Origin of the sequence: Streptomyces aureus (genome assembly GCF_001418135.1) — a bacterium.
Taxonomy (GTDB): domain Bacteria; phylum Actinomycetota; class Actinomycetes; order Streptomycetales; family Streptomycetaceae; genus Streptomyces; species Streptomyces aureus_A.
Genome location: NZ_LIPQ01000202.1, coordinates 1 through 12,453 on the forward strand (window position 1 = coordinate 1; position 12,453 = coordinate 12,453).

11 protein-coding genes and 1 pseudogene are annotated in these 12,453 nt (G+C 72.5%); 4 read left to right on the top strand and 8 right to left on the bottom strand.

The genetic code is table 11. The features are described from left to right. The 3 genes from AOK00_RS17960 to AOK00_RS17970 all read right to left on the bottom strand — a co-directional run. The coding region (locus tag AOK00_RS17960; RefSeq protein WP_173861586.1) for an acyl-CoA dehydrogenase family protein at nt 1–297 on the bottom strand (297 nt) is incomplete at its 3' end. An 8-nt stretch (nt 298–305) separates the two neighbouring features. Next, nucleotides 306–1,442 (bottom strand): acyl-CoA dehydrogenase, encoded by a 1,137-nt coding sequence (locus tag AOK00_RS17965; RefSeq protein WP_055601319.1) that lies wholly within the window; start codon nt 1,440–1,442, stop codon nt 306–308. Then, a complete protein-coding gene (locus tag AOK00_RS17970; RefSeq protein WP_055601320.1) occupies nt 1,442–2,698 on the bottom strand; it encodes an amidohydrolase family protein in 1,257 nt (418 codons plus the stop codon). The genes AOK00_RS17965 and AOK00_RS17970 overlap by 1 nt, the downstream gene beginning before the upstream one ends. Nucleotides 2,699–2,831: 133 nt before the next feature. On the opposite strand from AOK00_RS17970, the gene AOK00_RS17975 reads away from it, so the two are divergent. After that, nucleotides 2,832–4,340, top strand: coding sequence for a class I adenylate-forming enzyme family protein (locus tag AOK00_RS17975; protein WP_055601321.1), 1,509 nt, complete (start codon nt 2,832–2,834; stop codon nt 4,338–4,340). Here the strand turns inward: AOK00_RS17975 and AOK00_RS17980 are convergent. After that, nucleotides 4,318–4,743 carry an STAS domain-containing protein gene (locus AOK00_RS17980; protein ID WP_254047401.1) on the bottom strand — a complete coding sequence of 142 codons (426 nt, stop codon included), beginning with the start codon at nt 4,741–4,743 and terminating at the stop codon, nt 4,318–4,320. The two genes, AOK00_RS17975 and AOK00_RS17980, sit on opposite strands and share 23 nt — an antisense overlap. Before the next feature lie 179 nt (nt 4,744–4,922). Here AOK00_RS17980 and AOK00_RS17985 point away from each other — a divergent pair, with 179 nt between their 5' ends. Next, nucleotides 4,923–5,504, top strand: a complete 582-nt coding sequence (locus AOK00_RS17985) for a sigma-70 family RNA polymerase sigma factor (protein ID WP_030322256.1) — start codon at nt 4,923–4,925, stop codon at nt 5,502–5,504. Further along, a pseudogene (locus AOK00_RS17990) lies at nt 5,501–6,636 on the top strand (zf-HC2 domain-containing protein). Before AOK00_RS17985 ends, AOK00_RS17990 begins: the two are co-directional and overlap by 4 nt. Nucleotides 6,637–6,656: 20 nt before the next feature. Here the strand turns inward: AOK00_RS17990 and purU are convergent. Further along, nucleotides 6,657–7,508 carry a formyltetrahydrofolate deformylase gene (gene purU / locus AOK00_RS17995; protein WP_055601322.1) on the bottom strand — a complete coding sequence of 284 codons (852 nt, stop codon included), beginning with the start codon at nt 7,506–7,508 and terminating at the stop codon, nt 6,657–6,659. A gap of 46 nt (nt 7,509–7,554) precedes the next feature. Continuing rightward, on the bottom strand, nt 7,555–8,001 hold the full coding sequence (locus AOK00_RS18000) for an SCO4402 family protein (protein ID WP_055601323.1): 447 nt from the start codon (nt 7,999–8,001) through the stop codon (nt 7,555–7,557). A gap of 192 nt (nt 8,002–8,193) precedes the next feature. Between AOK00_RS18000 and AOK00_RS18005 the strand changes: the two genes are divergently transcribed. Further along, a complete protein-coding gene (locus AOK00_RS18005) occupies nt 8,194–9,513 on the top strand; it encodes an ABC transporter substrate-binding protein (RefSeq protein WP_055601324.1) in 1,320 nt (439 codons plus the stop codon). Nucleotides 9,514–9,543: 30 nt separating this feature from the next. Here the strand turns inward: AOK00_RS18005 and AOK00_RS41185 are convergent, their stop codons facing one another. Further along, nucleotides 9,544–11,070 carry a hypothetical protein gene (locus tag AOK00_RS41185; RefSeq protein ID WP_055601325.1) on the bottom strand — a complete coding sequence of 509 codons (1,527 nt, stop codon included), beginning with the start codon at nt 11,068–11,070 and terminating at the stop codon, nt 9,544–9,546. 123 nt (nt 11,071–11,193) lie between these two features. Continuing rightward, a partial coding sequence (locus AOK00_RS18015) for a transcriptional regulator (RefSeq protein ID WP_254047402.1) occupies nt 11,194–12,453 on the bottom strand: 1,260 nt, incomplete at its 5' end.

Consider the following 12,453-nt stretch of genomic DNA (forward strand, 5'->3'; position numbering starts at 1 on the left):
CCCCGGCACGGACCCCGCCGCCATGTGCGTGGCGACGAGCGGCCCCGGCAGCAGCACCCGCCCCGCCTCCTCGAACACGAGGACCGCCTCCGGGAGGCCGAGACCCACGCCTCCCTCCTCCTCCGGCAGCCGCAGCGCGAAGAGTCCGGCCGCGCCGAGCTCCCGCCACAGGTCGCGGTCCAGCGCCCCGCCGGAGTCGACCGCCGTCCGCAGCGCCTCCCGGCCGAAGCGGCCTTCGAGGAGGTCCCGTACACCGCGCCGCAGGGCCCGCTGGTCCTCGGTGAGTCGGAAGTCCATGGCGGGAGTCACCGGCCCTTCGGCAGGCCGAGGATGCGCTCGGCGACGATGTTGCGCTGGATCTGGGAGGTGCCGGCCGCGATCGTGTACGAGAGCGAGGACAGCCGGTCGAGGGTCCAGTCGCGGCGGAGGTCGAGCGCGTCGGGGCCGAGGACGGCGGCGGCGGCCTCGTACAGCTCCTGGCGGGCGTGCGAGTAGTGCAGCTTGAAGACGGAGCCGCCCGCGCCGGGCACCCCGCCGGTCGCCTGGGCCTCGCTGACGTTGGCCTGGACGATCCGCCACAGGGCCTGGAACTCGGCGGAGAGCCTGCCGAGGCGGCGGCGCAGGACGGGGTCGTCCCAGGTGCCGTTCTTCCGGGCGGTGCGCGCGAGTTCGCCGAGGAGGCGGCGGCAGGCGACGACCTCGCCGACGAAGGCGGTGCCGCGTTCGAAGGAGAGGGTGACCATGGTGACCCGCCAGCCGTCGTTCTCCTCTCCGACCCGGTTCCCGACGGGCACCCGCACCTCGTCGAGGAAGACCTCGGCGAACTCGGTGGAGCCGGCGAGCGTCCGCAGCGGCCGTACGGTGACGCCGGGGGCGTCCATGGGCATCGCGAGCCAGGTGATGCCCCGGTGCTTGGAGGGCGCCTCGGGGTCCGTCCGTACCAACAGCTCGCACCAGTCGGCGACCTCCGCGTGCGAGGTCCAGATCTTCTGGCCGGTGACGACGTACGCGTCCCCGTCGCGTACGGCCCGGGTCCGGAGCGAGGCGAGGTCGGAGCCGGCGCCCGGCTCGCTGAAGCCCTGGCACCAGACCTCGTCGCCGCGCAGGACCGGCGGCAGCCAGCGGGCGCGCTGTTCGGCCGTGCCCTCGGCGGCGATCGTCGGGCCCGCGTGGAGGAGGCCGACGAAGTTGGCCCCGACATACGGCGCCCCGGCGAGTTCGGTCTCCTCCAGGAAGATCAGCCGCTGGGTCGGGGAGGCGTCCCAGTGCACGTCGGCGTACCCGGCGTCGTACAGCCGGCGCTGCCAGCCGCAGTCGTACGCCCGGCGGGCCGGCCAGTCCATCGGGTCGGGTTTCGGCGGGAGTCCGGGCAGGGTGGCGGTGAGCCATTCCCGGAGCCGGGCGCGGAACTCCTCCTCCTCGTCGGTGCAGGAGAGGTCCATCAGGCGGTGTCCCGACGGAGTTCGGCGCCCCGGTCGAGGTCGGCACCCCGCCCGAAGCCGACGCCCCGGTCGAGGTCGAGGTCGAGCATGCGGATGGCGTTGCCCCGCATGAGCTTGTAGACCGTCTCGTCGTCGAGGCCCTGGACGTGGTCGAGGGCGACCTCCTTGGTGTGCGGGAAGGTCGAGTCGACGTGCGGGTAGTCGGTCTCGAAGGTGGCGTTGTCCCGCCCCACCACGTCCAGGGAGGCGATCCCGTGCTTGTCGCGGAAGAAGCAGCAGAAGATCTGCCGGTAGTAGTACGTGGACGGCGGCTCGGGGACGAGGTCGCGGACACCTCCCCAGGCGCGGTGCTCCTCCCAGACGTCGTCGGCGCGCTCCAGGGCGTACGGGATCCACCCCATCTGGCCCTCGCTGTAGGCGAGCTTGAGCCGGGGGAACTTCACGAGGACCCCGCTGAAGAGGAAGTCCATCATCGAGGCCATCGCGTTGTTGAAGCTGAGCGAGGCCTGGACGGCGGGCGGGGCGTCGGGCGAGGCGGCGGGCATCTGGCTGCTGGAGCCGATGTGCATGTTGACCACCGTGCCCGTTTCCTGGCAGACGGCGAAGAAGGGGTCCCAGTAGCCGGAGTGGATGGACGGCAGGCCGAGGTGGGTGGGGATCTCGGAGAAGGTGACGGCCTTGACGCCGCGGGCGGCGTTGCGCCGGATCTCGGCGACGGCGAGGTCGATGTCCCAGAGCGGGATGATGCAGAGCGGGATGAGCCGGCCGCCGCTGTCGCCGCACCACTCCTCGACCATCCAGTCGTTGTAGGCGCGCACGCAGGCGAGGGCGACCTCCTTGTCGTGGGCCTCGGCGAAGGTCTGGCCGCAGAAGCGGGGGAAGGTGGGGAAGCAGAGGGAGGCCTCGACGTGGTTGAGGTCCATGTCGGCGAGGCGGGCCTTGGGGTCCCAGCAGCCGCGCCGCATCTCGGCGCGGGTGATGCCCTCCAGGGTCATGTCGTCGCGGTCGAAGCCGACGGCGGCGATGTTGCGCTTGTACGGGAACTTGAGGTCCTCGTAGATCCACCAGTCGGTCGGCGGGCCGTCCGGGTCCATCGTGATCTGGTACTTGCCGGCGACGTAGGCGAGCTCGCCGATGCCGGCCGTGAGGGGCTGGGGCCCGCGGTCGCGGTACTTCTCCGGGAGCCAGGTCTCGAAGAGGTGGGCGGGCTCGATCACGTGGTCGTCGACGCTGATGATGCGGGGCAGTTCCGTCATGACCCCTCCATGTTTCTGATGGACCGTCAGATCTGACGGCATCAGGCTAGCCCCGCGCCCCTGGACCGACAAGCGCCCGGCCTCTACGCTCACCGGACGATCTGACGGTACGTCAGCCAAGAGGAGTCCGGTCATGGATCAGACCGCACACGCCCTGGGCGCGGCCCGCACGCTCTGGGAGCTCGTCGAGCGCCGCGCCGCCCTCACCCCCGACCGGCCCGTCCTCCTCCAGGGCGACCGGGTCCTCACCTTCGGCGGGCTGCGCGAGCGCGCCGAGCGCTGCGCCGCGGGGCTCCACGCCATGGGGGTGCGCCCGGGCACGGTCGTCGCCTGGCAGCTGCCCACCCGCATCGAGACCGCGGTGCTCTCCTTCGCGCTCGCCCGCATCGGAGCCGTACAGACGCCCGTGATCCCCTTCTACCGGGACAAGGAGGTCGGCTACGCGCTGCGCGAGTCCAAGGCCGAGTTCTTCGCCGTCCCCGGAGTCTGGCGTGAATTCGACCATACGGAGATGGCCCGGCGGCTCGGCGCGCACGGGATCTTCGAGGCGTACGGCCCCGATTCCCTGCCCGACGGCGACCCGGCGGTGCTGCCCCCGCCGCCCTCCTCCGGGACCGACGTCCGCTGGATCTACTGGACCTCGGGAACGACCTCCGACCCCAAGGGCGTCCTGCACACCGACCGCTCGCTCCTCGCGGGCGGCTCCTGCCTCGCCCACGCGCTGAAGCTCACCGAGTCCGACGTCGGCTCGATGGCCTTCCCGTACGCGCACATCGCCGGGCCCGACTACACGGTGATGCTCCTGCTGTACGGATTCCCGGCCGTCATGTTCGAACAGTTCGCGCTGCCCGACGCCCTCGACGAGTACCGGCGGCACGGGGTGACGGTCGCCGGCGGCTCCACCGCCTTCTACTCGATGTTCCTCGCCGAACAGCGCAACCACCCCGGCGAGCCGGTCATCCCCACCCTGCGGCTGCTCGCCGGCGGCGGCGCGCCGAAGCCGCCGGAGATCTACCACGCCGTGCGGAAGGAGCTGGGGTGCCAGCTCACCCACGGATACGGCATGACCGAGGTCCCCATGATCACCATGGGCGCGCCCGACGACACCACCGAGAACCTCGCCACCACCGAGGGCCGCCCGCCGGCCGGCATGGAGATCCGGATCACCGGCTCCGGGGAGGTACGGCTCCGCGGTGAGGCCGTCTGCCGGGGCTATCTGGACCCGGCGCAGACGGCCGCCGCCTTCGACGAGGACGGCTTCCTCATCACCGGCGACGTCGGACACCTCACCCCGAGCGGACACCTGGTCCTGACCGGCCGGATCAAGGACATCATCATCCGTAAGGGAGAGAACATCTCGGCCAAGGAGATCGAGGACCTCCTGCACCGGCACCCGGACGTCGGCGACGCCGCCGTCATAGGCCTCCCGGACGCCGAGCGCGGCGAGCGCGTCTGCGCCGTCGTCGAACAGCCCCCGGGAGCGGGCCCGCTGACCCTCCCGCTGGTGACCGCCTTCCTGCGGGAGGCGGGCCTGTCGGTCCACAAGCTGCCGGAGCAGCTGGAGGTGGTGGACGCGCTCCCCCGCAACGAGACGCTGCGGAAGGTGCTCAAGTACAAGCTCAGGGAGCGATTCGGTCGGTGACCTGCTGTCTGGGCACGGTCACGTCGGCGAGATCCGGCGTCCCCGTCGGCTCCGGCGTCCCCGTCAGCGCCCCCGGCACGTCCTCGTACACCTCGAAGAGGCGCCGGACGCCGAGCGCGGTGAGGACCCGGCCGACGTGGCCGTCCCGGTCCTCGGGGAGGATCAGGCGCAGCCGGCCGCCGCAGGAGCGGAGCAGCCGGCGGGCCGCGATCAGCACGCCCACCCCGCTGGAGTCGCAGAACCGCACCGCGGACAGGTCGATCACCAGGTCGTGGCGGCCACCCGCCACGGCGTCGTGGACGCGGCGGCGTATCCGGGGCGAGGTGACCAGGTCCATTTCGCCCCGTACACGGAACACCGTCCAGGAGCCGTACTCGTTCTCGTCGACCTCGATCGTCGTCACGGTCGCCGCCTGCCCCGTCGGGACGTTCCGAAACCCGCGGGCGCGGGGATGACGCTTTCCTTACCATCCGGGCCCGCGTCAAGGGCGCACTTGCGGCAAACACGGGTGCGTTGTCGGAGCGGCACACTACTTTGGAGTAGAGACGGAGAGCCGCCGGAGCCGGGAGGGGCGAGGGTCGGATGGCGATGGACACACCACCGCGCTGGGACCGCAGGATGCAGCAGCGGCTGGCGCGCGGCGAGGCGGCCGCGCTCGGCGAGCTGTACGACCGGTTCGCCGCCCTGGTGCACAGCCTCGCCCACCGGGTCCTCGACGACGACGACGCGGCCGACCAGATCACCCGCGAGGTCTTCGGCTACATCTGGGAGAACCCGGACGCGTACGACCCCAAGCAGGGGAACCTGCGCTCGTGGGTGGCCAAGCTGACACAGCGGCAGGCCGTCCACCGGCTGCGGCAGGCCGAGACGACGGCGTACGCGGAGACGGGCCGGGGTTCGGCGGAGGAGCTGGAGCAGAAGGTCCGGCGGGCCTCGGTCGCGGCCCGCGCCGACTACATCGTGACGTCCATGCCGACGCCGCTGCGGGCCGCGCTCGAACTGGCGTACTTCCAGCGGCGGGACTACCGGCAGACCGCCGCCGACCTCGGCGTCACCGAGGACGAGGCACGGCGGCGCCTGCGCCTCGGACTCCAGCTGCTCTCCTCGGCGAACCGGCCCTTCTCCGAGGGCGGCGGTCCGCCCGGCTACGGACGGGCGCGGTGACCCGGGCGAACGGCGACGACGGGGACGACGTCGCACGCGCCCCGTGGATACCGGGACCACGTCGGGCGGCGGACGACCACGCGGACCTGACGGCCGACCCGGGTGAAGCGCCGGAAGAGGAGAAGCCCGGGGTGGAACCCGAGCCCGCCGTACCCGTCCTGACGCACGGGGTGCTCAAGTCCCTTCTCGGGGCCTGGGCCCTTTCGGCGTGTTCGCCCGGGGAGACGCAGGCCGTCGAGGACCACCTGACGGCCTGCGCGCCGTGCGCGGACGAGGCGCTGCGGCTGCGGGACGCGGTGGCGCTGCTGCACGAGGACCGCGATCTGGACCTCGACCCGCTGCTGCGGTCCCGGGTGCTCGAGAACTGCCTGGGCCGGCGGCCGGCGCGCATCCCGGTGCCGGAGTGGGTCACGCCGTACGACGCGGAGACCGCGCGGCTCGACGCCCTGCTCCGGGACATCGGCGAGTCGGAGTGGCACGCGCCGGTCCGGCTGAAGTGGTACGAGGAGGGCCGGATCGTCCGCCGGAAGGCGACGGTCGCCGGTGTCATGGGGCATCTCCTCGCGGTGGACGGGCTCGTGTCGGCGGCGCTCGGCCTGGAGGACCCGCTGGGCGCGGGGACCCCGGAGCTGTCCCCTTCGGAGCGGACGGAGGCGCTCTGGTCGGGCCTGGACCGGCCGCCGAACCGCTCCATCCGCGGCCCGTGGCGGGACCAGAGCCACACGCTGATCCGCACGGTGTCGTTCGCGGGGCGCGGTGTGGCGGACCTGACGGTCACGTACAAGGACTTCGCGCTGCCGCTGCGGGACTCGCTGCTTGAGCGGGCGTTCGAGTGCTGGGTGCACGCGGACGACATCGCGAACGCGGTGGCGTACCCGTACGCGGCGCCGAGCGGGGCGCATCTGCACAGCATGATCGACCTGGCGGCCCGGCTGCTTCCGGGCGCCCTGGCGAACCGGCGGCGCTCGGCTCGCCGGAGCGTGTGGTGGCGCAGGTGGCGATGGACGGGGTGGAGTTCTGCCAGCTGGTGGCGGGGCACATCTCCCCGGAGGAAGCGGCGGCGGGACAGGACGGCGACCGCGAGGCGATCGGTGACGTCCTGTCCGCGGCGGCGTCGCTGAGCCGGCTGTAGGTCGCGCGCGGTGGCGGGTGTTACGCGAAGACCACCGTGCGGCGGCCGTTCAGCAGGATGCGGTGCTCCGCGTGCCACTTCACCGCGCGGGCCAGCGCCTGGCACTCCACGTCGCGGCCGATCGCGACCAGCTGGTCGGGGGTCACCTCGTGGCCGACCCGCTCGACCTCCTGCTCGATGATCGGGCCCTCGTCGAGGTCGGCCGTCACGTAGTGCGCGGTCGCGCCGATCAGCTTCACACCGCGCGCGTGCGCCTGGTGGTAGGGCTTGGCGCCCTTGAAGCTCGGCAGGAAGGAGTGGTGGATGTTGATGATCCGCCCGGAGAGCTGCTTGCAGAGGTCGTCGGAGAGGACCTGCATGTAGCGGGCGAGGACGACCAGCTCGACGTTCTCCTCGCGGACCAGGTCCAGGAGTTCGGCCTCGGCCTCCGCCTTGGTGTCCTTGGTGACGGGGATGTGCCGGAAAGGCAGCCCGTACGAGGCGACGAGTTCCTCGAAGTCGGTGTGGTTGGAGACGACGGCGACGATCTCGACCGGCAGCGCCCCGATCCGCGAGCGGAACAGCAGATCGTTCAGGCAGTGGCCGAACTTCGACACCATGAGGACGATCCGCATGCGCTGGTCGGCGCGATTGATCTGCCAGTCCATCTCGAAGGAGTCGCCGACCGCGGCGAAGCTCGCCCGCAGCTTGTCGACGTTCACGGGAGCCTCGCCCGAGAAGTGGACCCGCATGAAGAAGAGCCCGGTGTCGCGGTCTCCGAACTGCTGACTGTCCTCGATGTTGCACCCGGTGATGAAGAGGTAGCTCGACACGGCGTGCACGATGCCCTGCTTGTCGGGGCACGAGAGGGTGAGGACGTACTGGTCGGTCATCCCGTCAGCCTGCCATATCCGGAGGTGCGCGGTGACCCACCGTCCGTCAGGCGGACCCCGTCATGATGTGCAGCACGTCGAGGGAGCGCGGCGGCGTGTCCGGGTCCTCCCCGTCGGCCTGCGCGAGGCGTACGTGGGCCTCGCGGGCGGCCCGTACGGCCTCGGGCCACCCGGGGTGCTGGAGGTAGGCGGAGACGGGGGCGTCGGGGCCCACCTGGTGCATGATGCGCAGCACCCGGAGGACGGCGACGTCGACGAGGGCGGCCTCGCCGGTGTCGCGGAAGATCGAGCCGACGTACTTCTCGGCGGACCAGTTGTCGAGCCAGGTGTCCTCGACCAGGCGGTAGACGGCGTCGGTGACGTCGCCGTACCCGTCGAGGCCGGCCAGCCAGGTGGTCTCGTGGAACCCGGGGTCGGAGAGCATGTGCAGCGCCGAGCGCACGTTGCTGCGCCAGCGCCACCACGGCATGTCGTTGAGCGGCATGCCGCCCATGGTGGAGGAGCGACGGCCGCGACGGGAAGAGTTAACCGAACCGGAGACTGGACTGGACACGTTTCGATCGTACGTTCCCTTGTCCGGTAACCGGAGCCGACCCCTCGTCGCCCCCGTAATTCACCTTCACGTCACCCCGCGTTGAACCATGCTCACTCCCGCGTTACCCGTGAGGCGGAAATGTGCGTGTCCATGACCGGACGGCGACTGACCTCACTCCTCGCGTACGTCACGACCGCGACGGCCGGAGCCTCGTTGCTCACCGGTTGTGGCATGCTCCCTGGAACCACGGGGGGTTCCAGGGAGCCCGTCACCGTGATGACGTGGGCTCCCGACCAGACCCGTGCCACCAATATGCCCGGAATGCCCGCCATGGCGCAGACCTACGCCCGCTGGGTCAACTCCCAGGGCGGCATCGACGGCCACGAGCTGCGCATCCTCACCTGCAACGAGCACAACACCACCGCCGGCGCCGCCGCCTGCGCCCGCCGGGCCGTGCGGGAGAAGGCGGTCGCCGTCGTCGGCTCGTACAGCCAGAACGGGCGCGCCTTCATGGCCCCCCTGGAAGCCGCGGGCATTCCGTACATCGGCGGCTACGGCATTACCGAGAACGAGTTCACCAGCCCGCTCTCCTACCCCGTCAACGGCGGCCAGGCCTCGCTCATCGCCGGTCACGGCATGCAGCTCGCCGCGTCGTGCCGCAAGGTCTCCCTCGTCCGGCCCGACACCCTCGCCGGCGACAAGCTCCCCGAGCTCCTCAACTCCGGCCTGCGCAAGGCGAGCCACCGCAGCGCCATCGACATCCCCGCCGTCGAGGACGCCGCCGAGTACACCGAGCCCGCCGTCAAGGCCCGCGAGAAGGCCGGTGACGAGGACGGCTGCGTCACCGCGGTGCTCGGCGAACGCACCCAGACCTTCTTCGACTCCTTCCGCCGCCTCCCGCAGCAGGAGAGCGACGGCGACAGCGGGAACGGCGACGGCTCGGGCGACGGCTCCGGTGGCGGCTCCGGTACGAAGAAGGACGGCGTGCGGATCTCGTCCGTCCTCGGCAGCGTCGGCCAGCCCGTGATCGACCGCACCGGCGGCGCCCACAGCCCCTTCGAGGGCGCGTTCGTCACCGGCTGGTACCCGGAGGCGTCCGACGAGAGCTGGGCGCCGATGCGGAAGGTCATCCAGGAGCACGCCTTCGCCGACAACCGGGTCGACCCGGCCGACGCGGGCGTCCAGACCACCTGGATCGCCTACACGGTCCTCAAGACGGTCGTCGAGTCCCTCGACGCCGACAAGATCACCGCCACCCAGATCGCGTTCGCCCTCGACCGGGGCGCCCGGATCGACACCGGCGGCCTGACCCCGCCCCTGCGCTGGAAGTACGAGGACCTGCTCGGCGCCCCGGGCTTCCCCCGGATCGTCAACCGCGAGGTGACGTTCCAGGTGGTCCGCAAAGGGCAGCTCGTGGCACAGCGGCCCGGTTTCGTCGATGTCGGCGAGACCGTCCTGACCGCCCCCTGAGCCCCTCCCCGGACCGCCGCCGGGCCGCGGCTACAGCTGGGTGTACGTCCGCTTCTCCAGGCCGTACTTCGCGGCCGTCGGGTTCCACAGCGAGGCCGCCTGCTTCTTGGCCGCGGTGGCCTCGCCGCTCTTGTTGTTCGCCGCGAGGAAGTGGTTGGTCGAGCGGGCCTTGCCGCCCTTGCAGGCCTTCTTGTCCTTCATCTGGTCGCCCCAGGCCGCGTAGTGGTCGTCCGCGGACGCCGAGGCCTGCCAGGCCTTGATGAGCGAGGCCGTCAGGGCCGGGTTGTCCGGGATCTTGTCCACCGACAGCGACTGGAGTTTGGTCACCAGGCTCCGGCGCTGCTCGGCGGCGCCCCGCAGGTCGCTCGCGGCCTTGTCCAGGTTCTTGCACTGCTTGATGGACTCGACCGAGCTGATCACCGTGTCACGGCTGTTGCTACTGGTCGCGAGGAGCTTGCTCAGCTCCTGCGCCTGCGGCTCCGCGGGGTCGGCCGGCTTCTCGGAGGGCGCGGTCGACGCCTCGCCGGACGGGGCGGCGGAGCTCTCCGCCACGTTCTGGGTGCCCTTCTTGGGGTCCTTGTCCTCGTCGCCACCGCTGAGCAGCGCGCCGGCACCGAGGCCGACGACCGCGCAGCCGACGACGACGGCGGCGATCAGCGCGACCGGGGACTTGCGGCGCGGGGGCTCGGGGTCGGCGCCGTCGTCGTAGTAGGCGCCCTCGTACGCGTACTGCTGCGGGGGCGCCGGCGGCTGGTGGTGCTGCTGGTGCTGCGGCGGCTGGTGCTGCTGCTGGTACGGGGCGGGGGCGGGCTGCTGGTACGCCTGCGCGTGCGGCTGCTGCGGGGCCTGCGGCGCCCGCGGGGCCTCCGTACGGAAGAGATTGTCGAACTCGGCGGGCGGCTGCCGCTCACCGGGCTCCTGCGCCGGTACGGGGGCGATGTACTGGGTCGCGTCGGAGGCGCCCGCGGGCCCGGGGCCCTGCGCCTGGAGCGGCCCGGTGCCCAGGAACTGGGTCTGGGCACCCCCGCCCGGCTGCGGCGGCACGGGCGCGATGTGCTGGGTGGCCTGCATGTCCCCGGCCGGCGGCGGAAAGCCGTACCCGGGCCGCTGACCGGCCTGCGGCATCCCGCCCGGCGCCTGCTGCGGGTACCCGTAGCCCGGCTGCTGCCCCGGCGCCTGCGGCATTCCGCCCGGCACGGGGGGCATCCCGCCCTGGACCGGCGCCACCGGCGGCATCCCGCCCTGGACCGGCGCCATGTGCTGGGTCGCCTGCATGTCCGCGCCGCCCGGGGCGCCCGGCCCCGGATAGCCGTAGCCCGGCTGCGGCGGCGCACCCTGCGGCGGGACCGGCGGCAGGTACTGGGTGGACTGCGTGTCGGCGGCGCCGCCCGGCGCCGCCTCCGGAGGCAGGGGCTGCGCGGGCGGCAGCGGCTGCCCGCCCGGCGCCGCGCCGGCGGGACCCCAGGCGCCACCGTACGGCTGTGCTCCCCCTGGGGCGTTCTGCGCGGGGGGCACCGCCGGGTACTGCGGCTCCGGACCCTGTCCGTTCTGCGTCACCGGGACTCCTACTGATGGACCTACGGAATCGTCGGCCCACGCTACCGGGTGCGCCCGGGGCTCCGCACACACGTGTGAGCCCGGTTACACAACCTTCTTGAACGGCACCGCCCCCAGCAGGGACTACGCGGCGTAGAGCTCCATGCGCGCCCCGAACTCCCGTACCACCGCCTCCCCCGCGTACGGCTCCAGACGCTCCCGCAGGTCCTCCAGGTACTCCGCCCCCCTCGACGACCTCAGCGTGCCGAGCAGTTCGAGCGCGCGCGTGCCCGTGCGGCAGGCCTGCTCCACCTCGCGCTGCTGGACCTGCGCCGAGGCGAGCAGGGCGAGGCCGATGGCCCGGCGCCGCGCACGCGTCTCCGGGTGTCCGGCGATCGACTCCTCCGCAGCCCGCGCCGCGGCCTCCGCCTGCCCCAGGTCCCGGTAGCAGTGCGCCAGTTCGTCCGCCAGGTACGCCTGGTCGAAGTGCGCGATCCACGCCGGGTCGTCGCCCGACTCCGGATCGGCCTGCTCCAGGGCGCGTACGGCACGGCCGGCCGCCGTCTCGAAGGCGCTGAGGTCCCCGAGCAGGGCGTGCCCGCGCGCCTCGGCCGCGTGGAACATCGACTCCGCGCGCGGCGGCACCTTCCCCCGCGCCCCCTCCTGCGCGGCCCGCGCCAACTGGGCGATCTCCCGGGGGTTTCCGAGCTGCGCGGCGAGGTGGCTCATGGAGGCGGCGAGGACGTAGCCGCCGTAGCCCCGGTCGCCGGCGGCCTGCGCGAGCCGCAGCGCCTGGATGTAGTACCGCTGGGCGAGACCCGGTTCGCCCGTGTCCACCGCCATGTACCCGGCGAGTTCGGTCAGTCGGGCGACCGCCGCGAACAGCTGCCGGCCGACGGCCTCCCGGTACGAGCCGGACAGCATCCCCGACACCACGCTGTTGAGGTAGTGGACGACCACCGGGCGCACATGCCCGCTGCCGAACCGCCGGTCGAGGTCGACGAGCGCCGCCGTCATCTCCCGTACGGCCGCCACGTCCGCGACTCCGACACGCGCCCCCGCCATCCGGGCCACGTGGGTGTCCGGGCCCGTGATCAGCCAGTCCCGGCTGGGCTCGACGAGCGCGGAGGCCGCGACCGTGGAGCCGGAGAGGAAGTCGCGGCGGCCCACGTCGCTGCGCCACAGCTCGCAGACCTGCTCGATCGCTCCGGGCACGGTCGGCGCGAACTGGAGCCCCACCCCGGCCGCGAGGTTGCGGCCGTTGGCCATGCCGACCTCGTCGATCGTGACCGTACGGCCCAGCTTGCGGCCGAGGGCCTCGGCGATGATCCCCGGCGCGCGCCCCCGCGGCTGCTGCCCGCGCAGCCAGCGCGCCACCGACGTCTTGTCGTACCGCAGGTCGAG

What these genes read in the sequence shown, in the direction of transcription:
- AOK00_RS17965 (WP_055601319.1), bottom strand. Translation starts at nt 1,442, where the DNA reads ATGGACCTCTCCTGCACCGACGAGGAGGAGGAGTTCCGCGCCCGGCTC.
- AOK00_RS18005 (WP_055601324.1), top strand. Translation starts at nt 8,194, where the DNA reads ATGACCGGACGGCGACTGACCTCACTCCTCGCGTACGTCACGACCGCG.
- purU (WP_055601322.1), bottom strand. Translation starts at nt 7,508, where the DNA reads ATGACCGACCAGTACGTCCTCACCCTCTCGTGCCCCGACAAGCAGGGC.
- AOK00_RS17970 (WP_055601320.1), bottom strand. Translation starts at nt 2,698, where the DNA reads ATGACGGAACTGCCCCGCATCATCAGCGTCGACGACCACGTGATCGAG.
- AOK00_RS17975 (WP_055601321.1), top strand. Translation starts at nt 2,832, where the DNA reads ATGGATCAGACCGCACACGCCCTGGGCGCGGCCCGCACGCTCTGGGAG.
- AOK00_RS17985 (WP_030322256.1), top strand. Translation starts at nt 4,923, where the DNA reads ATGGCGATGGACACACCACCGCGCTGGGACCGCAGGATGCAGCAGCGG.
- AOK00_RS18000 (WP_055601323.1), bottom strand. Translation starts at nt 8,001, where the DNA reads ATGGGCGGCATGCCGCTCAACGACATGCCGTGGTGGCGCTGGCGCAGC.